Origin of the sequence: Sphingobacterium cellulitidis, assembly GCF_043187465.1 — a bacterium.
Taxonomy (GTDB): domain Bacteria; phylum Bacteroidota; class Bacteroidia; order Sphingobacteriales; family Sphingobacteriaceae; genus Sphingobacterium; species Sphingobacterium cellulitidis.
Window position 1 is genome coordinate 2,571,335 of the sequence record NZ_CP171136.1, and the last position, 24,695, is coordinate 2,596,029.

At 35.1% G+C, this 24,695-nt stretch carries 19 protein-coding genes; 12 read left to right on the forward strand and 7 right to left on the reverse strand.

All coding sequences use genetic code 11. The features are described 5' to 3' along the window. Positions 1-36 precede the first annotated feature (36 nt). Positions 37-2,208: a DPP IV N-terminal domain-containing protein gene (locus ACF3OC_RS11450; RefSeq protein WP_392469232.1), complete on the forward strand. Its 2,172-nt coding sequence runs from the start codon at positions 37-39 to the stop codon at positions 2,206-2,208. A gap of 149 nt (positions 2,209-2,357) precedes the next feature. Beyond that, positions 2,358-4,802 (forward strand): TonB-dependent receptor, encoded by a 2,445-nt coding sequence (locus ACF3OC_RS11455; RefSeq protein ID WP_392469233.1) that lies wholly within the window; start codon positions 2,358-2,360, stop codon positions 4,800-4,802. Here the strand turns inward: ACF3OC_RS11455 and ACF3OC_RS11460 are convergent. Further along, a complete protein-coding gene (locus ACF3OC_RS11460) occupies positions 4,799-5,608 on the reverse strand; it encodes an AraC family transcriptional regulator (RefSeq protein ID WP_392469234.1) in 810 nt (269 codons plus the stop codon). The two genes, ACF3OC_RS11455 and ACF3OC_RS11460, sit on opposite strands and share 4 nt — an antisense overlap. Positions 5,609-5,782: 174 nt before the next feature. Between ACF3OC_RS11460 and ACF3OC_RS11465 the strand changes: the two genes are divergently transcribed. Next, complete coding sequence (locus ACF3OC_RS11465) at positions 5,783-7,612, forward strand: alpha-L-fucosidase (protein ID WP_392469235.1); 1,830 nt, start codon at positions 5,783-5,785, stop codon at positions 7,610-7,612. Between the two features lie 41 nt (positions 7,613-7,653). On the opposite strand, the gene ACF3OC_RS11470 is transcribed toward ACF3OC_RS11465, so the two are convergent. The 5 genes from ACF3OC_RS11470 to ACF3OC_RS11490 form a co-directional block, all read right to left on the reverse strand. Next, positions 7,654-8,325 carry an ankyrin repeat domain-containing protein gene (locus tag ACF3OC_RS11470; protein ID WP_392469236.1) on the reverse strand — a complete coding sequence of 224 codons (672 nt, stop codon included), beginning with the start codon at positions 8,323-8,325 and terminating at the stop codon, positions 7,654-7,656. A 2-nt stretch (positions 8,326-8,327) separates the two neighbouring features. After that, positions 8,328-9,665: an amidohydrolase gene (locus tag ACF3OC_RS11475; protein WP_392469237.1), complete on the reverse strand. Its 1,338-nt coding sequence runs from the start codon at positions 9,663-9,665 to the stop codon at positions 8,328-8,330. 99 nt (positions 9,666-9,764) lie between these two features. Then, the gene (locus ACF3OC_RS11480) at positions 9,765-10,628 is read right to left on the reverse strand and encodes a helix-turn-helix domain-containing protein (protein WP_392469238.1); all 864 of its coding nucleotides are present in this window, start codon (positions 10,626-10,628) and stop codon (positions 9,765-9,767) included. A gap of 55 nt (positions 10,629-10,683) precedes the next feature. Continuing rightward, positions 10,684-11,799, reverse strand: a complete 1,116-nt coding sequence (locus tag ACF3OC_RS11485; protein ID WP_392469239.1) for an acyltransferase family protein — start codon at positions 11,797-11,799, stop codon at positions 10,684-10,686. Between the two features lie 19 nt (positions 11,800-11,818). Then, entirely contained in the window at positions 11,819-13,843 is a 2,025-nt protein-coding gene (locus ACF3OC_RS11490) for a beta-L-arabinofuranosidase domain-containing protein (RefSeq protein WP_392469240.1), read from the reverse strand. Positions 13,844-13,999: 156 nt separating this feature from the next. Between ACF3OC_RS11490 and ACF3OC_RS11495 the strand changes: the two genes are divergently transcribed. The 8 genes from ACF3OC_RS11495 to ACF3OC_RS11530 all read left to right on the forward strand — a co-directional run bounded on the left by ACF3OC_RS11495 (position 14,000) and on the right by ACF3OC_RS11530 (position 21,485). After that, complete coding sequence (locus ACF3OC_RS11495) at positions 14,000-14,701, forward strand: ABC transporter ATP-binding protein (RefSeq protein WP_392469241.1); 702 nt, start codon at positions 14,000-14,002, stop codon at positions 14,699-14,701. Then, on the forward strand, positions 14,682-15,632 hold the full coding sequence (locus tag ACF3OC_RS11500; protein WP_392469242.1) for an HlyD family secretion protein: 951 nt from the start codon (positions 14,682-14,684) through the stop codon (positions 15,630-15,632). The genes ACF3OC_RS11495 and ACF3OC_RS11500 overlap by 20 nt, the downstream gene beginning before the upstream one ends. Before the next feature lie 4 nt (positions 15,633-15,636). Next, positions 15,637-16,770: an ABC transporter permease gene (locus ACF3OC_RS11505; RefSeq protein ID WP_094281889.1), complete on the forward strand. Its 1,134-nt coding sequence runs from the start codon at positions 15,637-15,639 to the stop codon at positions 16,768-16,770. 1 nt (position 16,771) lies between these two features. Next, entirely contained in the window at positions 16,772-18,046 is a 1,275-nt protein-coding gene (locus ACF3OC_RS11510) for a TolC family protein (protein ID WP_392469243.1), read from the forward strand. 133 nt (positions 18,047-18,179) lie between these two features. After that, on the forward strand, positions 18,180-18,782 hold the full coding sequence (locus tag ACF3OC_RS11515; RefSeq protein WP_094281893.1) for a hypothetical protein: 603 nt from the start codon (positions 18,180-18,182) through the stop codon (positions 18,780-18,782). Between the two features lie 348 nt (positions 18,783-19,130). Continuing rightward, the gene (locus tag ACF3OC_RS11520) at positions 19,131-19,805 is read left to right on the forward strand and encodes a DNA alkylation repair protein (protein WP_256962576.1); all 675 of its coding nucleotides are present in this window, start codon (positions 19,131-19,133) and stop codon (positions 19,803-19,805) included. A gap of 180 nt (positions 19,806-19,985) precedes the next feature. Further along, positions 19,986-20,627 carry a hypothetical protein gene (locus ACF3OC_RS11525; protein ID WP_094281895.1) on the forward strand — a complete coding sequence of 214 codons (642 nt, stop codon included), beginning with the start codon at positions 19,986-19,988 and terminating at the stop codon, positions 20,625-20,627. A 3-nt stretch (positions 20,628-20,630) separates the two neighbouring features. Continuing rightward, on the forward strand, positions 20,631-21,485 hold the full coding sequence (locus ACF3OC_RS11530) for a hypothetical protein (protein WP_392469244.1): 855 nt from the start codon (positions 20,631-20,633) through the stop codon (positions 21,483-21,485). 973 nt (positions 21,486-22,458) lie between these two features. On the opposite strand, the gene ACF3OC_RS11535 is transcribed toward ACF3OC_RS11530, so the two are convergent. Further along, positions 22,459-23,340, reverse strand: coding sequence for a ChbG/HpnK family deacetylase (locus ACF3OC_RS11535; RefSeq protein ID WP_392469245.1), 882 nt, complete (start codon positions 23,338-23,340; stop codon positions 22,459-22,461). Between the two features lie 126 nt (positions 23,341-23,466). Between ACF3OC_RS11535 and ACF3OC_RS11540 the strand changes: the two genes are divergently transcribed. After that, entirely contained in the window at positions 23,467-24,687 is a 1,221-nt protein-coding gene (locus ACF3OC_RS11540) for a FecR family protein (protein WP_392469246.1), read from the forward strand. Positions 24,688-24,695: the final 8 nt, after the last annotated feature.

Here is a 24,695-nt window from a genome sequence, read left to right on the forward strand (position 1 = left end):
AATTCTTAATTTCGTCAACATAAACTATATGATTAAATGAAAAAGTTATTAGTATTTCTATTATTAGGTTCATCGGTTGCCTACGGTCAGCGAGGATTTACGATAGATGAGACTGTATATGGTCCGGGTAAATATGCTGCAAAGACTTTGCCGGCCTCAAAATGGATAAAAAACATGGATGCTATTTCGAATTTGGATAGTACCTATCAAAATTTGGTAAAGCGAGAAGCAAAAAATAATTGGCAACCTGTGGCATTGGCTTCAGTGACTGAACTTCAGACTGCCTTGAAAAAGATTCTTCCAAACGAAGAGATAAAGCTTCGTAATTTTCCGACAAATTACAACTGGATAGATTCTCAAAACATTCAATTTGTTTTTGAGGGTAAAAACTCAAGCTATTTGGTAAACTATGACAGCAAGCAGAAGGAAGCGAAGATAAATACAAGTTTGCCAAAGGATAGAGCTGGCGAAGAATACAGCCATTCGAATAAGCAAACAGCTTATTTAGTTGGCAATAATATTGAGATTATCAAAGCCGATGGTAGCAAGATAAAAGTCACACAGGATACCGTTGATGGAATTGTGAACGGAAGTTCGGTAGTCCACCGAAATGAATTTGGAATAAGCAAAGGAATGTGGTGGTCCCCTGATGATAAAAAGTTATTGTACTATAAGAAAAATGAGACCATGGTCAGCAAATATCCATTAGCACAATGGGATACCCGAGTTGCTACCATTAAGGATATCCGTTATCCAATGGCTGGGATGAAAAGTGAAGAAGTTACTTTGAACATCTACGATACGGAAACTGGCAATTATGTTCAATTACAAACTGGAGAACCTAAGGAGCAATACTTAACCATCGTAACTTGGGATCCATCGGGTAAATATGTATATGTAGGCGTATTGAACCGTGGTCAAGATCATTTGAAATTAAATAAGTACGATGCGGCCACAGGATCTTTAGTTCAAACCTTATTTGAGGAATCTTCAAATACTTGGGTAGAGCCACAAGTATCATTAGTTTTTGTTCCGAATAATCCAGATTTATTTTTATATCAAACTGATAAAGATGGGTTTAACCAACTTTACTTATACAATACTCAAGGGAAATTGATTAAGAAATTAGGGTATAACAATGCTATAGTTACTGATTTTAAGGGCTTTGACGAGAAAGGTAAAAAAGGATATTATATTGCTTCCATCAATCAAGGAATGGAGCGACATTTATTTGAGGTTGAATTAAAGTCAGGTAAGACGGTTCAACTAACAAAAACAAATGGTATACATAACGCTTCTGTAAGTAGTTCTGGAGAATATGTATTGGATCAATATAGCAATTTAAGTACGCCAAATGTTGTGCAGATCAATCATCGCAAAACAGATAAGACGGATAATTTAGTTACAGCTGCCAACCCCTTTACTGGCAAAATCGATCTTCCAAAAATTGAATTTAAAAGTTTTACCTCCGCGGATGGAAAAACGTCATTGAATGCGAGGATAACCTATCCATCGAATTTTGATCCCAATAAAAAATATCCAGTAATGGTTTATTTATATGGAGGATCGCATGCACAACTTGTAACAGACCGTTGGTTAGGTGGAGTTGGATATTTCGATTTATATATGGCTCAAAATGGATATTTAGTTTTCACGATGGATAATCGAGGATCAGATGCTCGGGACAGGGACTTTACTCGAGTAACCCATCGGAATTTAGGAGAAGCCGAAATGGCTGATCAATTGGTGGGGATTAACTATTTAAAATCACAACCTTATGTAGATGCAGATAACATGGGAATCTTTGGATGGAGTTTTGGGGGCTTTATGACAAGTTCCTTAATGACCAAGCATAATGATATTTTTAAAGCTGCGGTAGCAGGTGGTCCGGTAATGGATTGGAAGTATTATGAGGTGATGTATGGTGAGCGTTATATGGATACTCCAGAAGAAAACCCCGAAGGATATGAAAAAACATCCATGTTAAACAAGGCGGATCGACTAAATGGTCACTTGTTAATAATTCATGGTGCTCAGGATCCTGTTGTAGTTCAACAACATAGTATGGATTTTGTACAAAAGTGTATTGAAGCGGGGAAACAAGTCGATTATTTCCTTTATCCTACCCATGAGCATAATGTAATGGGCAAAGATAGAATCCATATGTATGATAAAATTGCCAAGTATTTTGATTTATACTTGAAGTAATCAAAGTTCGAGCTTAAAAAATCCCTAATACAAGACTGTATTAGGGATTTTTTATTTATTAAGAGTCGATTTGAAAAAACAATGGTATAATTTTCAATTCTATATAAATCCAAGGATATCATTTCTATTTTTGGGCAAAACTTAAACCATTGAAAAGGATTTTCACCATTTTTTGTTTGCTGTTCCTGATTCAAATCAGCAATGCACAGCATAGTAAGATTTCGGGTTCCATCAGGGATTCCCTAAGCATTTCCCCTATTTCGTATGCAAGTATTGGATTATTGGATAGCAAGAATAAAATAATAGATGGTATGATCACCGATAGCACTGGATTATTTGAATTTACGAATTTAAAAAACGGAAGCTATCAATTACAGGTGAAATTTATTGGTTATTATCAAAAACAATTAGGATTTGAAATCAAGGGAGAAAAAACTTTAGACTTGGGCTCAATATATATTACCAGTTCAAGTACAAATCTAGAAGAGGTAACAGTTAGAGGAAATATTGCGGGACAAAGCCACAGTAATGATAGGCAAACCTATCAAGCCAGCCAATACAAAAATGCAGTTGGGGGAACAGCCTTGGACATTGTGAAGAACTTACCTTCAGCATCTGTTGATGCAAATGGGAATATTAGCATGCGAGGGAATACAGGAGTTATTGTCTTGATTAATGGCAAGCCTACATTTTTAGATCCTGCGACCATATTAAATCAAATTGCTGCCAATGATGTTTCAGAGGTAGAATATATCACGAGTCCCACGGCACAATTTGACCCCGATGGTAAAGGTGGTATTATCAATTTAAAAACAAAAAAATCAGTTTCCAATGGTTTTGCATGGATCTTAAATTTGCAAGGAGGTCTTCCAAGTATCGACGATTATGAAAATATTGAAAGTCAAAAGCGTTTTGGAGCCGATATCTCCTTTCAATTAAAAAAGGATAAATTGGAGCTAAATGGTTCAGCAAATTATCTTCGAAATGACAATGCTGGATTTAGGGATGGAGATGTGAATACGATAATTGGGGATCGACAAACCTTTTTTCCTTCTCAAGGTGAGCGTAGTTTTGACAAATACAATTTCGGCATCAGGTTAAACGCTGCCTATGAAGTTTCGGAAAAGCATAACCTCAATTTAGGAGTTTTAGCTTCTAGAAAATTTCAAGATAGATTGGCGGATATTCATTATAAAAACAGAACCATTCAGCCTTCTACCGGTCAAGAAATTTCCAGCCTAAATTACTTCAATTCGAACTTACAGAATAAACAAGGTGAATTTTACTTATTGGATTTCACCTATCAATACAAGATTAATCCTAGACATTCCTTACAGTTGGGAGCAATCTATGAGTTTGCCAATATTTATGGATCAACAAAGAATGGGAATATTGAGAACAGCATAGATACGGTTCAATGGACACACAATACCTATAGCAACCCATTACATGGATTGAGATTTTCCATTCAGCATAATTGGAAATTAGAAAATGCAGAATTGGTATCGGGTTACCAATTAAGAAATGATAGTCAGAAGGGGAATTTTGAATATTATGCCGCTGAGGGCAACCCTCAAAATCTTCACTTAGTTCCAGAATTCACAGGACGTATGAATGCAAACAATCGTGTTCATGCTCTATTCAGTCAGTATGATCGTAAATTTAGTAGAACTCAACTTTCATTAGGTTTGCGCTATGAGTATTATCAGCGAGACCTTTTGTTGTTGCACAGTAACCAAGAATATCCCTATTCCATCCATCAGTTATATCCGACATTCAATTTAATGCATGATTTGGGTTCTGGATGGTCTTGGAAATTAGCTGCAGCAAGAAGAGTTCAAAGGAACAATAATTTTGAGTTGAATCCCATTCCGGAGCGCGAACATTCAGAAACCTTAGAGCAAGGAGATCCTGAATTATTACCTGAATTTACGAGCAATGCGGAAACTGGTTTGGTTAAGAAATTTAATACCGGAAGCATATTCATGAATGCCTATTACCAACATACTAAAAATCCGATTCAAAGGGTAAACTCAGTCTATGCAGACACGATTTTACACCGTGTATTTACCAATGCAGATTATGCTTCACGCTATGGTTTGGAACTAGGGGCTGAAGGAAAACCATTATCATGGTTGAGGTTGAATGCTGGAGCGAATATTTATAATTATAAGATTTCAGGTCAGGTTTTAGATTACCAAGAAACAAGATCGAATCAGGATTGGGTTTATTCAATCAATGCGGGTTTGCAGGCGGATTTCGCAGCTACATGGAGTACAGGACTACAGGTGAACTATCTTTCAGAAAGACCTACCGTTCAAGGAAAGGATTCCAGATTTCTTACACCAAATTTCAATTTAAGCAAAGCTTTTCTGCAAGGTGCTATTACGGCACAAGTACAATGGCAGTTTATTGAATTAGGGAAATGGGGAGTAAACGAACAAAGAATAACCACATTCTCGAATGATTTTTATACGACGACGAACTATATTTATGAGAAGAATGTGTTTTTGGTAAATTTAAATTTCAATCTGCATAAACTAAATCAAATCATTAAACTTCCAAAAAGTGAGTTTGGGGAAAAGGAATTCTAGGTTTTTTGATTTTTGAAAACCGATGGAGTGATTCCTGTATAGCGTTTAAAATATTTAGAGAAATTAGATTTGTCAGAGAAACCTAAAATAAATGCAATCTCTGAGATATTGTTAGAAGTGTAATATAATAATCTTTTGGCTTCCTTGATTATATAGTCTGCAAGAACTTCAGATGCGGTTAGATTCACTTGTTTTTTACAGGCTGCACTTAGGTTTTGTGGGCTAGTATTAAGTTGAGATGCATAATGAGCAACATGATTTACAACTTGAATCTCCTTGTTGAGCAAATCACAGAACCTTAAGTATAGATTATTTTGAAAAACCTTTAACGAGTGATTTTGATTTGTGTTTTCAAGAATTTTGGACAGCATTGCTTTAAATAATCCTTCTTGGGCAATTTTATTATTTTCATTCTCCAATAAATTACAGATCGATTGGATGCTATGCGCATCATTCAAAGAAATATGATCAAATTGCTTGACTTCATCAATTAGACGACTTATTTCTATATCTAAACTTTGTTCGACAAAAAGTTTCTTCACAAGGAGGACATAACCTACAACTGGATTTTCCAATTCCCAATGATGTACATTATCTTTTTGTATCACTAAAATACAAGGGGTCTTTACTACGGCTTCTCTCCCATCCATAAAATGTTTTCCGAAGGTTGAAGATAAGAATACCAATTCCAGGTAACCATTATGTTTATGAGGTTTAGTAATATTTTTTGAGCGGTCAAAAACTGCCACTTTAATAAGTTTTTGGGGTTCTAATTTATCTTTTATTTCAATTTCCTTAGCAGCCATGTTTTCATTGTGAGAAATCCTCGTTACCAAAGATATCTTAAAAAATATTGGTCAAGAAAAAGGTTAGGTAAAATTTTCGGTGCAAAATGATGTTAGAAAAGGTTAATAATAATTAAGTCCGCAATAAACTAAATATGTAAATTACGAACATCATAAAACTATTAGAGTCATTATATGCGAAAAACCTTTATAACATTAGCATTAGCACTGATATTAAACCATTCGATTGCACAAGAGAAGCAAGTTATCGCCGAGGACCCGAAAATGGAATGGTTCGATGATGCGAAATTGGGGATCTTTATACATTGGGGGATTTATTCTGTAGATGGAATTTCAGAATCTTGGGCGTTTTTCAATAATTATATTTCTCATGATAATTACATGAAGCAACTTCAAGGATTTACGGCTAATAATTACAATCCGAAGGAATGGGTTCAGTTGATAAAAGATTCAGGAGCAAAGTATTCAGTAATAACTACGAAACATCATGATGGGGTTTCCTTATGGGACAGCAAGATGGATCAGGCGACCACGGTTTACAAAGATGCAGCAGCTAAGAAAGATGTATTAACCCCATTTGTTAATGAATTAAAAGCTTCAGGATTAAAAACTGGATTATATTTTTCATTACCAGATTGGAGTCATCCCAATTATGATATTATTACTCGGACTCAAAAGCGCTACGACATCAAACAAGAAGCGAAGCGATGGAATAAATTTCAAGATTATTATCAAGGTCAATTAAAGGAATTATCAGTTTCATATAAGCCTGATTTAATTTGGTTTGATGGGGATTGGGAACATAGTTCAGAAGAATGGAAAGCGAAAGGGACCTTAGACCTATTACGCAAGTACAATAAAGACATCATCATAAATTCCAGGTTGAATAACCATGGCGATTATGCAACTCCAGAGCAAGGAATTCCAGTTCAGCGTCCAAATCATAGGTATTGGGAATTATGTTATACGATGAACGATTCATGGGGTTATCAGCCCTTTGACAATCATTACAAAAGTCCGAATATGATTGTAAGAACCTTGATTGAGTGTTTGGCAATGGGTGGAAATTTACTTTTAGATATTGGTCCGAAAGCCGATGGAAGTATTCCAGCGGAGCAAGTTGCAATACTGAAGGAATTGGCAAGATGGACGAAGAAATATTCGGAAGCGATATATGGAACCCGAGCAGGATTACCACAACAGGTCTTAAATGAGAAAAACAGTTTTTCAAAGGATGGCAAAACGGTATATATTTACTTGGATCAGGTAAAGGATTATGTTGAATTTGACGGTTTGGAGAATGCTCCAGTAGAAGTCAAGATGTTAGGCAGCAATGAAAATGTAGAGTTTACGCATGATGGGTTAAAGCTAAAGTTGCAAATTCCAAAGGATAACTTTGATCAAGTAGCCTCTGTTGTTGCTGTAAAATTTGATAAAGCACCGAGCATTAGTGCGGCTATATTACCGGAAGCTTATAATCTGAGTACTATTTTGAGTAATAAAAACAGTAAGGAAACGATTCGTGAGATTGCAAAGGCAACTTCATTGGGAAGAAATTTATTAAAAGGACGAATTAATGATGATGGAAGTAAATTAGATTCGACTTTAAATTTTCAATCAGAAGAAACAAAAAGCTGGGTCAAAAAACATGCTGAAGTGTTACAAGATGCACTTCCAGGTATCCCAGCGAACCATTTCAATGGAAAAACGGCATTATCAGCAGATAAACAAACTTTATATTTATTTGTGGAAGGCGAGCCTATGGGTCCAGTAGCTATTAAGGGATTAAAAAATAGTATCGCCCGGATTCGGATAGTTGGAGAAGGATCTATGATTGGCCATGAGATTTACAACAAACTCTATTGGAGTGCCACACCAGGAATAGTATATATTGATATTCCTAAGGAGAGGCTAGATAAAAACCTGACCGTTATTGCTGTATTATTAGACAAGCCTATTGAATTGTATTCAGAGGAAGTTGGAGCAATTGAAAGTAATCTTTAAGAGAATAAACGAATATGGATTTAGGGATAAGTTTTAAAGACTTATCCCTCAATTATTTTTACGATTTCTGTGAAACCACTATTTTTTGCGTGTTGTAATGGAGTTATTCCATCTTTATCAGGAATATCCATTTTAGAACCAGCATCTTTTAGGATTTGGACAATTTCTTGGTAATTTTTAGTGCCATCACCTAAAACAATCGCTTCCATTAAGGCAGTCCAGCCCAATCTATTGACATGATCAATCGGATAACCTTTAGTATTCGCCAATAATCGAACTGTTTCGACATGACCACGCTCACATGCAGGAATCAATGCAGAGCCATAATAACGGTTAAACACATCAAACCTAGCGCCATTAGATAAAAATAATTTAAGCATTTCTGTCTGCCCAGTAGCACCAGCAAAGAGAAATGGACTATCCAAATTATCAGCTTGTTGATTTACATTCGCTTTATATGAAACCAACAATTTTGCCATAGGTAAATCTTGGTTAATGGTTGCGATTAAAAGTAAGTTCCTTTTATTGGCATCGACGGTATTCACATTTTGACCTTCTTTTAACGCAGATTCTACTGCTTTCAAATTTTTACTTTCAACCAATCTTATTAATCCTTGTTGTTCCACAATTTCTATTTCTTGTTCTTTTACTGTTGCTGCTTGGCAGGAAGATAATCCTAATACCATGCAAAAACCTAATGTTAATACTCTCATAATTAATAAACTACCTTTCCTTTATAAATCAATGATTTAACTGGAGACATTCTCGAAACAGCTTCTGCTGAACAAGAAGCATCCAGGAAAACCAAATCAGCTGCATCTCCTACCTTAGGCCATACTTGGTTTCCTTTATCATCTAAGGGAATTGGTCCTGCAGTTGCTAATTTCAACATTCTAGACAAAGCCAATTCAGTAGAATAGCCATATAATTGAGCTGCGAGATTGGCTTTTTGCAAAACACTTCCAGTTCCAAATGTATTCCAGTGATCTACAATACTATCATTACCAACCATTACCTCTACTCCTTTGTTCATTAAAATTGGAATTGGCATAATTAATCCCCCAAAAGGGACGGTTGAAATAATTCCAATTTTTGCATCAGCTAACTTTTCCGCCAGTTCTTCTTGCTTTGGTTGATCAATTTTGCCTAAGGCAAAACAGTGGCTCAAGTAAGTTTTCCCTTTCAAACTTGGATTTTCGTTGACTTTATCAATGAGATATTCAATGGTCTGTACACCTGAATCACCTGTTTCATGTAAATGAATGTCAATACCTTTTTGGTTATCCAATGCAAGTTGGACTGTAAAGTCCATTGTTTTTTCGATTGCCCCATCAATACTAAAGGGATCCAATCCACCAATGAAATCAATATTCATTTTCGCAGCTTCTTTCAAATATTGGGCTGATTCAGTATAGAAAACTCCATGTTGCGGGAATGCAACTAATTCAGCTCCAAAAGTATCTTTTTTATTATCTAAAGCTTTTTCTAAATTTTTTAAAGAATCTAATTTGGAGGTAGGTTCTATATTGACATGACTTCTGGCAAATGTGGAACCATTCGATTGCAATAATTCAATAAGTTTCTCAGCTTTAAAGGTCGATGTTTTCAGCAATTCAGGCATAATTTCCTGTTCAAGAGCAATCATTCCTTTTACCCCACCCTTTCTTCTCTTAACAGCTTGCCATTTGTCTCCATAAAATGTTTTATCCAAATGGATATGCATGTCTTTAAAGGATGGTAACATCAGGTATCCTTTGGCATCGATGGCGTTAAGATCATTGGTGTTAGCACTTATATTTTTTATTTTTCCATTTTCAATTTCGATGGTAAAGAGTTCGGTTTTTGTTGAAGCAACTTCATCATCGATAAATTCAAAACCAGTTTCTAATCTTACATTTTTGAGTTTAATATTTTTCATAATAATCTTATCATTTATAGAATTTGGCGAATTTGCAGTATTGGATTTTGTTGATCCGAGGACTGTTGATCCCAAAGCCATGCCTGCCACACTCATAGCAGAATTTCTTAAAAAGTCTTTTCTTGAAATTTTCATTATCAATAGTTTTAGAATGAATCAATTAGATCCAGTATACAAAAGTAAGGAGGTTGAGGGGGAAAAATCTTGGAAGTATTATTCGGATGCTTGTAAATTTTATAACTCTTCTCGGAATTGAGAAGGTGTTAAGCCGGTTTGGCTTTTAAAAAAGTTTGAGAAATGGGCATGATCTGAAAAACCCAATTCAAATGCAATTTCTTTAATACTACTATCTGAGGTTTGCAAAAGTCGCTTGGATTCCAAAGCAATACGTTGATGAATGAGTTTATTTGCAGAAATTTTGAGGTTTCTTTTACAAAGAATATTCAGATAGTTGGCACTAATATTCAACTGATCGGCATAATATGAAAGGGATCTTTGATTCTTGTAGAATTTATCTATAAGCCAATTAAATTTAGCGAGTCTTGGATGAGTTTGGTAGATTTTGAATTCATCACTATCAAATTCAGCCTCTTTACTCACCAACGCAGCGATCACGGCTGCGCGTGCGGAAATTAACTGATTTAGAGGCGAAGAGTCAAGTAATTCTTGTCGAATAGCATTAAATTCATAACGAAGCTTCTCAAAGGCTTCGTTTCTTAACCGAATAACTGGGTGATTTTGATAGTTCGTAAAGGAGTACCGAAATGCAGGAGCAAATTGTTCTAGAAAGGATCGTTCAATCATTAATTGATAACCAAAAGATTCCGTATGAATATGCCATTTATGGATTTGCCCAGGAAAAAGAACATGAGCTTCCTGGTCACCAATCACATAATCTACAGAATCAATTGTGTGAACTCCGGATGCATTTTCAAATAAGATAATAATAAAAAAATCATGCTTATGGGGCTTCTCAATAATTTTTTCACCAATGATTTCATTGAAAATCAATTCTTTTTTGCCAGCGAATTGCTCTTCCCTAAATCCTTTCAAATCTAAGGTTGGAATAATATTATTTTCAATGGATTGATCTTTCATTCAGTATCAATTATCCTTTAAAAATACATAAAGATTCATTTTTTAAGGTATTCGATTAAATTTTTACAAAAATTGACCTCTTATAAAGCATAATCAAAATAATCAAAACGATTCCATAATTGCCAACGGTAAGAATTAAGTTGGAGTAATCTGGAAAATGCTCTTCTAAGCCAAAGGTCAATGAGTGAACCAGGCTTCTGAAGTTGATCACTTCGGCTAATCCATAAGCAACAATGGAGTTCATACCATAAATTTTTAACCAACGGAAAGGCTTTTTATTTTTTTGAACATCAATAATATAATAGAAAATCGCCATCAGAAGGATACAAATCCCTCCAGAAAACAAGGTCATACTACCTGTCCAGATTTTTTTTATTATAGGTTGCTGATAATTCCAAATCAAACTGACTACAATACATACTACAGCGGCGATGACCAACTTGATGGTAGTTCCATTAGGATCAACATCTTTACCATCTTTAATAACCTTGCCTGTTAAACAGCCCATGAGCACCGTTACGACGAATGTTAAACTACTCCAAATCCAGGTATAATGATAATGTTCTGAAAATATCCATTCATCACCTTGCCAACTCACCCCATCCATAAAATTCTGCAAGAACATTTTGTCCAAATAAATTGCGAAGTTATAATTAGGTTCATAACCTTCCCAAGTGGACATTGGAATGGAATAAATAATAAGCAGCGAGAGTCCTAAGCCGATTAACTTTTTAAAATTAAAATGTAAATAAGCAATGGAGGTAAATAAATAACCCGTTGCAATAGCTTGAAGGGTATTGGAATATAACCTCAAGACATGCCAGTCAAAAGCGAGAATATTGCCCTGCACGACCATTCCAATGATCCATAAAATCAAAAATCTTCGAACGATATGACGATAAACGTCGGGGCTATCATTTCCTATTTTTTTATCAAGAGAGAATGGAATTGTTATCCCAGTCATAAACAAGAAAAGGGGCATAATAAGGTCCCAGAGTCTAAATCCTTCCCATTCCACATGCTCAAATTGAGTTAATACGGCATGGTAAGTTGAATTATTCCATAATTTCCCAATTGCCATGAGGATAGGCTGTAAAAAAACCAGAAGGAATAGATCAAGACCTCTCAATATATCGAGGGATTCTAATCTTTGTGAGGAATTTATTTTCATTATTTCAGGGTTAGGTATTTTACTTTCTAAGCATTGGAAATTGCGAGATTCTTAGCGTTGTACAACCATAGGGGATCAATCGGATTTCCACTTCTTTAAGGTCATTTAAATTCAAGCCGTACATATCAGCCGAAGGCAATGGACCAGCCATGCCGTTGTACAATTTCCAGAAAGGCAACTGCCTTGCTTTCACCATTAATGCTAATGGTGCATTTTCACGATTCCAGGGATTTAGTTTATTAGGATTAGCGGATTCAGATAGCTGAAAAAGGGAATTCATATCTTTTTTATTGAATAGAGGAAGTCCAAAATTCCAATCTGCTTTGGGTCTTACTTCAATGAAAGAATCACCGTAAGCAACCTTTTCATTATCTGCTAAGAATACTTCTTTTTCTTCTCCGGGAATATCGAGGGCGAAAACAAGCGGTCCTCTTTCAATTGCACGAGATCCTTCATGGTAGGTTTCATAATTTAGTTCCATAGGAAAATCCAGGGTCATGATATCATTATTTTTCCATTCCCGTTTCACTTCGACTACCGTCCCAGGTTTAGCATCCATTTCAATTTCTTTTCCATTGATTAGGATTTTAGGATTTTTTGTCCATGTAGGAATGCGCAGTTGATAGGGAAATTCGAGTAATTTTTCGCGATGATTTATTTTCAAGTTTATCTTACTTTCAAAGGGATAAAAAGTCTCTTGGGAAATTTGTACGGATTTTCCAAGTTGACCGACTTTTACTAGAACTGAAGAGGGTGCATAAATCATAGAAGCAACACCTTTATTTGCTGTAGCATAATAGAGGTTTTGAGTAAACTTTGGCCAACCTTGGTGCATATTGGATGTATAGCAAGGGTAACCAGTTAATAATCCAAAGACTACATCAGTTCCTTGGTGGTTGACATCGAAGTTATACATCTGCCGTGTAATTTGGACTTGATTGGCTTGCTGGAAATATTGGCGACGCATAAAATCGTCTGAAATCTGAGTTGGCATTGCATTAAAAGCTATTTTTTCGAGATGTTCAGCAAATCCTACATCGGCTGTTATTTCCAGCATTTTCTCCAAGGAGAACATCAATTCTACGGCTGAGCAGAGTTCAGATCCTTGTGTTGGATTGCTACCATGTAAAGCTTCATCTCCACCAAACATGCCTTGTGCTTGTCCATTAAACAATTTAATATCAGCTAATCCTTGCTTCACAGCAACGAGATGATTAGGATCTTTACTTTGTTGATAATAAATAACGGGTTCCTTAAGTCCTTGGGCAAGATTTACACAGTGAATACTTCTGAAAGTTGCCAACATGTTTCTTTGCTGGAACTTTTGAGTGAAGTCAAATCCTTGAGCATGGAGAATTTCTGCTAGCTCGAGTAGTTTGGGGTCTTCAGTAATATTATACAACCAATAAACTGCTTGCAGATTGTCAGCAGAACGGTATTCTGCCCAGAAAGTCCAATGTCCTAAAGGTTTTTCATCCAGGGTTTTGAGTTGATAATGGAAATATTTGGTAAATAGGTTCAAGACTCTTTTGTCCTCAGTAGCTGAGTAGTATTGTTGTAAGATTTTGAGCATTACCATTTTTGGCCACCAATCATGGGAGTTATTTCTTTGAATACCAGGTTCGTGGTCATAATCCTTAGCTGGGCCAAAATATCCATCTTCAGATTGGCTTTGGAGCGCCCATTCAACCCAACGTTGAGCTTTAGCTTTTAAAGATTTGTCGTCTAATTGATATGCCAAGGGTAATAATCCATCAATCCAATAAGGTCCTCGCTCCCACTGGTCTCCGTCACCACCCAACCAACCATTCCGGTCATTCATGACCAAAGGATATAATTTATCTAAATGTCCTGTGGCACCGTTTTTTTGGGCATTTAGCATTTCCTTCAGCCATCCTTGGGGTTTAATGGCACCGAGAGGCAACTCCATAAAAGGTTTTTGCAAGAGTGGGGCTTTGTTTTGGATATAAGGTTGAGCATGTACATTTAAGGTTCCTAGCCATAAAATGACAGCACAAATTGAAGTTTTGAATAGAATATTCATGGTGTTAGGTTTATCAGATTTGAATTGGCAAATAAGATATTAGGTAATGAAGTTAAGGTTTTTTAAAAGGAATTGCTATTTATAATAAAGAAAAAGGCTGTATGTTTTGGGGAAAGGCTAATTCTTGGCTAAATTTAGGGGCAAAGCCTGAAAAACATGTCTGAAGAAATTGTCCGACTGGAAAATGTAGATAAGATTTACAAGACTGGAGACACAAGTATCACTGCCTTAGCGAAGAGCAGTTTAAGTTTCGAGTCCAACAAATTAACCTTAATCATGGGGCCTTCGGGTTCGGGAAAGACGACCCTATTGTCCATTATTGGTTGTATTATCTATCCAAGTTCAGGAAAAGTTTACTATAAAGACAAAGAAGTCACTAGTTTATCGGAGAATCGGCTTGCTGATCTTCGCTTACATGATATAGGATTTGTATTTCAGCAATTCAATTTATTAGAACCACTAACTGCTTTAGAAAATGTAATGCAACCTTTATTGTTGCAAGGCATTAATAGAAAAGAAGCAAAGGAAATAGCCCTACAGGCATTGGAAGCTGTAAGTTTATCTGATCGTTTACATAATTTACCAAAAAAGTTGAGTGGAGGTCAGAAGCAGCGAGTAGCCATTGCACGAGCATTAGTGACCAACCCAACGATGATATTATGTGATGAGCCTACGGCTTCCTTAGATGCGAAAAGTGCCGCAGTTATTATGGAGGAATTAAAAGAACTGTCAAAGGATGGAAAAGCCGTCATCATAGTGACGCATGATTTAAGGTTGAGAAAATTTGCTGACCAGGTGATCTATGTAGAAGAAGGAAATGTTTCAAACAAAATTCGAAATGAGGAAGATTATAAATAGCCTAGGTGTCTTGGCTTATTCGATGCTATTTTTAGGACTTTTTGGCTGCAACAATGCAGAAAAGGAGAAAACTAAAGAAAATCAAGCGGCAGTAAGTCCAGTATACCAGCATGTTATTGCTATCGGAAAAGTCCTACCTAAAGATGGTTGGGTTCAAATAAGTTCAGCAATTAACGCTGAAGTGAAGGAAATTTTTGTGAAAGAAGGTGACGAGGTGGAAGAAGGAGAAATATTAATGAAATTGAAAGAGAGCAGTGTTGGATTGGACATAAAGCAATCGGAGGCTCAACTTGAGAGTTTAAAAGCGCAACATCAATCCAGTATCAGTGATTTAGCGAAGGAGGAGATTATTCTTGAGGAATTGAGGTCAAAATATGAGATTACGAAGGCACTTTATGAGAGAAATGCTGAAACAAAAGAGAATGCCCAAAAGGATCTTTCAAATTTAAAGCAACAGCAAGAATTAATTGCGGGTCTCAAAAGCCAGATTCGAGCAAATCAAGCATCAGAAAGGGAACAGTCGATTGTTATATCAAAGAATAGGGAAAATTTAAAAGACTTTCAGGTAACAGCGCTAAAAAAAGGGATTATTTCAGAACTCAATGTTCAATTGGGACAAACTGTGAATAGCACAGATGATTTGGGAAAAATTGTAAATAACCAAAATATCATCATAGAGGCTGAGGTTGATGAATTGTTTGCAGACAGTGTTGAAGTAGGTCAGCTTGTTGATATTAATTTAGTTGGAAAAACAGCTGTTATTGGCAAGGGCAAGATAATTTACGTCAGTCCTACCTTAATGAACAAATCAATTTTATTTGAGACATCCAATGAAGCCGAAGACCGCAGAGTAAGGCGGATTAGGATTGAGCCAGATAGCAATTCATCACTACTAATAAATTCGAAAGTTGAATGCAGGATAAAAATTTAGGAATATGCTGGGATTAGCTTGGAAATTCATTCGTTTTGATCGAGCCAAGAGCTTTGGAATTATTACAGCCATTGTGATCAGTGTGTTTTTGATTGGTCAGCAATTGAGTTTATTATTTTTCTTGATGGGCTTAATGGGAAATTTGGTCAACAATGCCCCCATTGAAAAGAATGATATATGGATCATTGAATCCCAGAGTAGGAATGTGAATTCGATCAATAGTATTGATCAACGAGCGGTCCAGGAAATAGGCAGTATCCAAGGAATTGCGAAGACTATCCCTATTATATTAGCGAATGCACAAGCTACGTTTTTAGACGGTAAAACTGCGGCTGTTACTTTAGTTGGAGCCCCTGCCCCCGACTTTATCATGGGACCGATTGCTTCCAGAATTGACAGTGGAGCAGTTCAGGATTTATTACAACCTAATGCGGTAAGTGCGGAATATTTTAATGGTAGGACTTGGGAAACCAGTTTATATCTTAACAAGCCTATTGAGATCAATGGAAAGAGTGCTAAGTTGGCAGTTATTACAAGGAATGCGCAGGCGTTTGGTGCTAGTTTTATGTACACTACATTAGATAACGCGAGGATTCTAGGCAATTTTTCAAATAATAAGGTTAGTTTAATCATAGCAAAATTGACAGAAGGACAAGATAAAAAGGAAATGATGGAGATGATTAATCAGAACTTCCCACATTTAAGAGCTTGGGATGCTGAAAAATTACGATCATCGACGGTAAAGGAGATTTTGATTTCTTCAAATATGGGGATGAGCTTTGGGACCTTGGTTGTATTTGCGATGATTTCTGGTTTTTTCATTATTGGATTAACCTTGTATTCTTCTGCATTGGATCGCATCAAAGATTATGGAACGTTAAAGGCTATTGGGGCAAAAAACAAGTTTGTCAATCGGTTGATAATCGCGCAGGCATTTCTTTATGCATCAATCGGTTATGGATTAGCTATGCTATTGATTTATGGATTTAAATTTGGGGTAGAAAAAAGTGGTTTAAATATCAATGTGAGTTTGCCATTTGCTTTGTTTTTACTCTTAGTTACGATGATCATTTCTGTTGGGGGCTCCCTATTTGCTGTCCGGAAAATATCAAAATTAGAACCAGCTTCAGTATTTTAACATGAACAGAATCATCATATCTATACTAATTATATTAACTGGGATTTCTATTTCAAATGCTCAGGAACTCAGTATTCAGGAATTATGGAATGAAGTTGACAAGACCTATTCCATTCAGGAAAAGAGATTGAATCGGGAGGTTCAAGAGGAGCAATTAAGAATCAGGAAATCAGAGCGAATCCCAGTAATTTATGGGGATGTAAACTTGCAACGGAATTTGATTATTCCTACCACTCCGGTTCCAGCCATTGCCTTTGATCCCAAAGCAGATGAAGGCGCAATTTTACCATTAAAGTTTTCGACAAAATGGAATTCCAAGGCGGGAATCCAATTAGAATGGGATCTTTTCAATCCTACTAAGCGCAGTCAAAGAAAGGAGGACCAAATAAATCTAGAGAAGGCTAAGGTATCCGAACTACAATCCAAGCAAGAGTGGAAAATTAATGCGACTTTGGCGTATGCTTCGATTGTTTTAGCGACTGAGCAATATAAAGCGGCATTGGCTGATAGTATTTTATATGCGGAGATTAATAACGTCAATAAGGATCGTTATGAAGCAGGTCGACTGAGTTCGTCGGAATATATAGTTTCGCAACAGGAGTTGCTTAGAAAACGAATAAATATACATGAGTCGTGGTCCATTTTGGAAGAGGCTAACTTGGAATTAGGTCGATATTATCCGCTAGAGCGTATTTCTGTTTTAAAAAATAACATTGAAGAAATAGTAAGTTTGACTGACTCCATTGGAGAGGAAAATTTCGATCAACAACTTATTAGCTTGGATGAACAGTTAGCTCAAATACAATTGGAAGGAATTAAAAGACAAGCCTTGCCTAGTTTATCTTTCAATGCGTATTATGGAGGTCAATACTTCAGCAACAGTTTTAACATTGTCAATAAGAATTATTGGTATGGCTATAGTTATGCGAACTTGGGTTTAAAAATTCCTATTTCTGCCTATTTTACAAATTCAGCATCAGTTCGCCAGGCAGCATTAAATGAGAAGATTTTCAGGAACCAATTGAATGAAGCAAAGGATAGCGACGCAATTGATTTAAAGCAGAAATCGTCAAAAATAAATTCACAAAATAAAAGGATAAAAAGCCTTGAAGAGATCAAGGATCTCTCGGCGCAAAATAAGGCTGAAAAATTGGAGTCGTATCAAGCTGGTCGGATCCTATTGACCGAGTTTAACAAGGCGAATAGTGAATATTTAAAAAGTTGCCAGGACCTTTGGCAGGCGAAATATGATTTACTAAAAATTACAATAGAATAAGGATTATTAGGCAATAAGACTGAATTATTGTTAAATATTTTATTATCAATATTTTATTTATAATTTTAGGTGAAACAAATTCTATTTGAATTCATTCAAACCAATAATTATTTATTAACCTATGAGTCCAATTATGAGTATAGTCATCATTGCTATAGTAATCATTGCACTTGGTTTTAGCTGGTTTAATGGTAAGACCAATTCCTCTCCGGGAGTTTTTTCCGAAAATGATTATCCATTAATTCCTAATGATAAAGGGATAGTTATAGAGGGGCCTGAATACTCTGAAGTCAAGGCTGCATGTACGGATTTTTGCCATATGTATAACAAGAACGAATACAGTATTATCATCAAGCTTGTGGGAATAGACCAAAAAACCAGTTTATTATTATTTCCATATGAGATTGATTTCACGAATTACTGTTATTTAGTAAACTATCTAGAATATCCGATCAACCAACATTATCAAGCTACGGTTACAGGCTGGTTGACAGCAAAGAAGATTGATCAATGGATTCATATCAATTCTGTAAACAAAAAAATTATGGTTTATAATGTGAAGGAATTAAATAGAGGGGATGTAGTTTATTATACGAGTATGGATCAGAAGGGTTATATCATAGATTTCCAGAAGAATTCGAATGCTGAGGAGATGGAGAGTCCAATTAAGCGATATATTTCATGTGAGAAAGATGTTAAGGATTTAAATAATCTAACGGGCGAATTGATTGCATAAAATGTACAATTTGGCAAACTGTCATGTTACAGAATTTTTGTCAGGTTTAATTTTAGCCATTAAAAAATAAGAGATAAATTGAGGGTTTTAGCTAATTTTTATTGTTACTCAATATTTAAATGTTAAAAATCGTTAAAGGAAATATTAAATTATCTTTCGGCATGGAGATTGATTAATACTTACTAAATTTCATAATTTAGGTTAATAATTGGTTAGTTAAAAACTCCTCAGGCTCCCCGCCTAAGGAGTTTTTTTATTTAGGTACCATAACAAAATGTAAGAATGCTTTAAGTTATTTTTATATTTAAGTTAATTAGAAAAGAAGAAAAACATAAAATCATATTTTCCATGGCAACAATGACAAAGCAAGCTGTATTGGATGAATTAAAATCCTTGGGTTCGGATAAATTAATTGCACAGAATAAAAAGCGAGGTGCTGGAGACAATCAGTTTGGTACCAAAATGGGTGATGTAAGAAAGATTGCGGCAAAGATCAAAAAAGATCAAGCCTTAGGATTAGAATTGTGGGCTACAGGAAATATGGAGGCAAGATGTGTGGCTATCCTTATTTTAGACCCGAAACAACTGAATAATGAGCAATTAACGGCGATGGTATCATCGGAGAACTTTGCCAATGTTATCGATTGGTTGTATAGTTATATAATTAAGGACTATCGGGATAAGCAAACTTTGCGTAAAGAGTGGGAACATGCGGATAATTTGATGTTACAACGCTTAGCATGGAGTCTAATAGCTGGTAATCTAACCCGTCAACCAGAATTAGAGGATATTCCAAAATTGTTGACTTATATAGAAAAACATTTAAAGTCGGCTCCAGCAGAGGTGCAGTGGACAATGAATAGTGCTTTGGTTCAAATTGGAATAAACCATCCATCCTATCGAGACAAAGCTTTAGAAATAGGAAATAGATTGGAAGTATACAAAGATTATCCGGTTTCAAAGGGATGCACCTCTCCTTTTGCACCGATTTGGATTGATTATTTTGTTAAAAGAGAAAAATAATTAGATTAAATAATTTAATATATTATTAACAACAAATTAACATAATTAATAACAAATAGCTGATTTATTAATACAGAATCAGCTATTTGTTTTTAAAAATTTTAAATATGTAGAAATTTTTTTTATATTTATTTCAATTTACCGTTGCGACATTAACTATTGTTGGAATAAATCTAAGATATGATATTAAGATTCAATACGTTACGTTTATTTTGCTTTATTATACCTATTTTAATTGGGGTTACTAGTATCCAATCATGTGGTCCGAAAGAAATTGAGCAAGTACAGCCAGATCCAAAACCTACTCCAGATCCTGATCCAGATCCAGAACCTGAACCTCCCAAAAAGCCAAAATCAGTTTTATATCAATACTCTTCGGAGAAGAATGCTGAATTCAGGGAGTTTCACAATGGCAATTCTGTAAAGGATTTAACGGAAGGTGATGTTAAAGTACATTTCGGAAACCGTGTTACATATTTTAAAATGGATTCTATTTTAGTCAAGGAAGATTCCATGTTTGTTTATCGGAGCAAGATGCCAGATGAATCCTACCAAATCAAGTGGAACGAAGATGAATTACAGACCTATGACGCAAGTGCAAAGACCTGGAAAACCTGGGCCACAAGAAATACAGACTCGACATTAAATGTGGAGATTAGTTTTTATAAAAAAAGTCTAAACAACAAACTGCACAGTAATCTGAGTATTGGGCAACAATACGCTTTGACTGATTATACTATTTTCTTAGATAAAGATGGTACAAACAGTTCAAAATTGATTTGGTTAAGGAGAAATTTTGTATTCAATCCAATAAAGAAATAGATTATGAGATTAGGAATAATATTCGTGTTAATTAGTTTAACAATTAGCAGTCAACTAATAGGGCAACAAAAGTCTACAAAAATCTACGGCAAAAATCCTGATGAGATATTCTTAGGGGCTATTATCAGTAAAAAATCAATAAATACGGAGAAGCATGAGTTTGTTAAAATGAAAACCAATCAGAAACTACAAGCTATATCCTCGACCTTTAAATATGAATATCCTGCGATCATTCCGAGCAAGTCGAATATGAATAAAATCATAATTGATGAGTTTAATTCGGCAGGTCTTCCAACTACCACTGCGGGAGGGGCAGTTTTTTCACTTTGGTCCATACAATCATATAATGAATTAAACATTCGATTCGGCCAGAAGATGGATTTTTCTAAATGGTTTGGATTGGACCCCAAAGCCAAGATGGCCAAGTCAAATATTTTGATTGAGTATGAAATTCCATTATTTGATTTATATCTCGATCTTTTTACTGATGCAATCAATAACTATGTACAAGAAATTAAGGCTTTAAAAAATGATGATTTAATTTATATTTCAAACATAAGCTGGGGTCGCAAGGCTTTAATTTTGGTACAATCTGATTTTGATGAGAACAAGGTAAAACCCGCCTTATACAACTATCTAGATAACAAGACGTTAACAGAGGAACAATCGATTATTTTAGAAACGGCCTCTATTTCCTATAATATATTTGATGATACCGAATTGGAGCTCACAGATCCAAATCCATTAAAAACGGTAATAAGCTATATTACTGCCCCAATTACAAAGGATAATTATGGTGGAATTTTATATTTCTTTGGTAGTGAGTTAGATGGAGCTTGGTTTGAAAACAGCTTTTAAGAAGCTGATTTTTTACCAAATTCAACTTTTTTGATGACGGGAATTCCAAACAATCCATTTGATAAGTGGATATCTAAAGAATCTGGGTGGGACGTTTGTTTTCTAATATCTTCTGAAAGTCCAATCCTCTTGTGGCAATTTGCTGAGAACTCAGCTTTTACAACTTTGGGAGCTTCAAGATGATGGTCCTGGGAAATTAAAAGTTTATTGATCTTACATTTTACTTTATAGGTATTTACCTGAGTAACTGGAGAACATAGGAAATAATTCAAGGACAAGAACAAAAAAGTCAGGTAGGAACCTGAAATTATGATGCTATAAAATAAAGCTTCAAACTTTCCCGTATTTTTAAATAATCGTGTTTTTCTAAAAATAAAAAAGGCTAATAGACCGATTAGAAAGAAGATTACTATAATATTAAGCGGGATTAAAGTTTTTTCAAAAAGGAAGTAATTAAAAATATTCAGGACAAAAATTGAAAGGAACAATTTGTCAAGCAAAGTAATTTTGTGATTGCTATTAAGTTTCATATTTATCCTAAAACGTTGATTTTAGAGATGCGAATATACTAAATTCAAAGATGTAAGTATAATTTATTGTAATAGTATATTTCCAAACCTTCATTTAACAATTATTAAAATAATAAAAGAATTAAAACTTTTTAGCAACTTCATTTTCTCAATAATTAATTTTAGTATATTTGCAATTGATATCTCAAACTGGATTTTAGAAATCTTGAGCTCAAATTATTAAAATGGTTTGAACATATTTTATTGATTGATTTTTATGGTTATCATCGTATTCTTTGGAGTAATTTTATTTTTATACAGCGCAGTTATCTTCACAAACTGGTATGTGACTGGAGATTATCGATTAATGCATTATTTATATAAAATTTGGATATCAGCAATTGCCTTTATTTCCATTTACTACTACTATCTTTCCCCTTAATTTGTGCTAATTAGCATAGATTTCACCAATTGACATTTGGTTTCAGGGATTTAAAATCAACTAATTGAATTCCTAAATTTTGGATTTTTTCTTTAATTCGGGGGTCCAGAAGGATTTTAGTGACATCACTCCTATCATCACGCACATTTCTATAGCCTTCATGGCCTACATTTTCCATTTCACTGACATCCAATCCAGGGTGTTCTACAAACAAATAGGTTTTTCCATCTTTCAATTCATCCAAAGCAGCAAGGAAAGCAATGATTTTATCTTCGACAGAGGCTTTACTTTTTAGGTCTAGGTTAGGGAACATTTCAAAAATATAATCTTGGTCTTGAGGTAAATTGTATTCTTTAGAAAGTTTTTCGACCATTTTTTTAACCTGCGGATTCCAATTTCCGGACCCCATATGGGTGGAGATATGCGATATTCTAGGGATCATTTTTCTAGCTAATTCAATTTGAGCTCTAAATTCTTTTTCAATATCCTCCAACTTCCATTGATGTTCTTGAATTGAAGCATTAGGCACATCTTTATTTGGATAAATAAAGGAGTAGAAATTTCCATATTCATCCACAATGCTTTTTGCGGGGGTCAAGGGTCTCCATTTACAATTTTCCCATTCACTGGTAATCATTAAGTGAACACCTACATCAAGATTAGGATTTTCTTCCAGCATTTTTACTGCTTCCACTGCCCAAGGACAGTTTACCATCAATTCAACGGAGGTTGTAATTCCATTTTTATAAGTTTCAATAATAGCTTGATTCGCTGCGTTGAATGACCCTATATCATCGGACCTGATAATTAATTTGGGTGAATTTTGCCCAAATACAGGATTGAATAGACTTATTAACGAAAGAAGAAAAAGAGAATAGGATACTCGTAAAAAATAATTCAGCATAAAAATAGTTTGAAGTTTGATTCTAATCCCTATACTAATCAACTGATTAATAGGTTTATAAATAAATATAAAAAAAACTGCTAAGATGTGAAAGAGTTTTCCGTATTCAATATAGAAACTTAAATCATGATAAACCAAGCAGTATATATTGCGCAACTAATAAAGAAGTTGTTTGATGAATCTATTACAGATCAGGAGAAATCGGAACTGAATAAATGGGTTGAACAACATCCAAAACGCAAGCAATTTATCGAGGAGTTGAATCAGCATGACCAATTGTTTGAAGAAGCCTTACAATGGATCGAGTTAGAGAATCAGGATCAGGAAAATTGGATAAATAAATTATCTGACAGGACTTTTGAAAAGATTCATGCTCTTTCTGATAAAAAGGTTCTGGAAACAAAAAAGAAGAGATATTGGATATGGTTCGCTGCAGCATCGATAATAATAGTTTTATTTTTTGTTTGGAATATCCATCATAAAGAGGAGATAAAAATAAAAAATCAAATTGCTTTGACGCAGGTCTTACCTGGAAAATATCAGGCAACCCTTACCTTACCCCATGGAGAACAGATTGCTTTGAGTGAGAAGAAAGATATGTTGGTCATCCATGCAGATAATAAGCTTAGTTATGCTGATGGGGAATTAATTGCTGATTTATCGACTATTAGTAAAAAGGAAGAACAAATTCGGATAGAGATTCCCCGAGCAGGTCATTATAAAGTTCAGTTGGCGGATGGCAGCCAAATATGGTTAAATTCTGAAAGTAGAATAGAATTTCCATTAACCTTTATTGATAAGCGGGAGGTTACCTTAGTTGGTGAGGCTTATTTTCAGGTTGCAAAGTTACAGGACGATCTTGGGCATAGGCGTACTTTCCGAGTAAAAAGTGAGCAGCAACAAATTGAGGTCACTGGAACAGAGTTTAATGTATATGCTTTTCCATCGGAAGAAATAAAGACCACCTTAGTTGAAGGCAAGGTCAATGTTCACTCCCCATTTCAAACTCTTTCACTGATTCCCAATGAGCAGAGCAGGTTTCAAAATGGGGCTTTAGAAAAGTCTAGTATTGATGTTTCGAGTGAAATAGCCTGGAAAGACAATATGTTTTATTTTGATGAAACAACTTTGCAAGGGGCGATGAAACAATTAAGCCGATGGTATAATTTGGAAATCGTCTACCTAGAAGGTATCCCTGACACCTATTTCTACGGTCAATTTAGTCGGGATCAGCCCTTGCAGGATTTACTCAAAATATTGGAAGAAGCGGGGGTAAAATTTGATTTTGAGTCAAAGGATAACAAAAACTACCTTATTGTCCTTCCGCAGTTTGAAAAAGAGTCATAGAGATTCAA

Bases quoted from the DNA above. Each gene is read 5' to 3' on its own strand.
- ACF3OC_RS11450 (WP_392469232.1), top strand. From the start codon at position 37: ATGAAAAAGTTATTAGTATTTCTATTATTAGGTTCATCGGTTGCCTAC.
- ACF3OC_RS11460 (WP_392469234.1), bottom strand. From the start codon at position 5,608: ATGGCTGCTAAGGAAATTGAAATAAAAGATAAATTAGAACCCCAAAAA.
- ACF3OC_RS11465 (WP_392469235.1), top strand. From the start codon at position 5,783: ATGCGAAAAACCTTTATAACATTAGCATTAGCACTGATATTAAACCAT.
- ACF3OC_RS11470 (WP_392469236.1), bottom strand. From the start codon at position 8,325: ATGAGAGTATTAACATTAGGTTTTTGCATGGTATTAGGATTATCTTCC.
- ACF3OC_RS11475 (WP_392469237.1), bottom strand. From the start codon at position 9,665: ATGAAAATTTCAAGAAAAGACTTTTTAAGAAATTCTGCTATGAGTGTG.
- ACF3OC_RS11480 (WP_392469238.1), bottom strand. From the start codon at position 10,628: ATGAAAGATCAATCCATTGAAAATAATATTATTCCAACCTTAGATTTG.
- ACF3OC_RS11485 (WP_392469239.1), bottom strand. From the start codon at position 11,799: ATGAAAATAAATTCCTCACAAAGATTAGAATCCCTCGATATATTGAGA.
- ACF3OC_RS11490 (WP_392469240.1), bottom strand. From the start codon at position 13,843: ATGAATATTCTATTCAAAACTTCAATTTGTGCTGTCATTTTATGGCTA.
- ACF3OC_RS11495 (WP_392469241.1), top strand. From the start codon at position 14,000: ATGTCTGAAGAAATTGTCCGACTGGAAAATGTAGATAAGATTTACAAG.
- ACF3OC_RS11500 (WP_392469242.1), top strand. From the start codon at position 14,682: ATGAGGAAGATTATAAATAGCCTAGGTGTCTTGGCTTATTCGATGCTA.
- ACF3OC_RS11505 (WP_094281889.1), top strand. From the start codon at position 15,637: ATGCTGGGATTAGCTTGGAAATTCATTCGTTTTGATCGAGCCAAGAGC.
- ACF3OC_RS11510 (WP_392469243.1), top strand. From the start codon at position 16,772: ATGAACAGAATCATCATATCTATACTAATTATATTAACTGGGATTTCT.
- ACF3OC_RS11515 (WP_094281893.1), top strand. From the start codon at position 18,180: ATGAGTATAGTCATCATTGCTATAGTAATCATTGCACTTGGTTTTAGC.
- ACF3OC_RS11520 (WP_256962576.1), top strand. From the start codon at position 19,131: ATGGCAACAATGACAAAGCAAGCTGTATTGGATGAATTAAAATCCTTG.
- ACF3OC_RS11525 (WP_094281895.1), top strand. From the start codon at position 19,986: ATGATATTAAGATTCAATACGTTACGTTTATTTTGCTTTATTATACCT.
- ACF3OC_RS11530 (WP_392469244.1), top strand. From the start codon at position 20,631: ATGAGATTAGGAATAATATTCGTGTTAATTAGTTTAACAATTAGCAGT.
- ACF3OC_RS11535 (WP_392469245.1), bottom strand. From the start codon at position 23,340: ATGCTGAATTATTTTTTACGAGTATCCTATTCTCTTTTTCTTCTTTCG.
- ACF3OC_RS11540 (WP_392469246.1), top strand. From the start codon at position 23,467: ATGATAAACCAAGCAGTATATATTGCGCAACTAATAAAGAAGTTGTTT.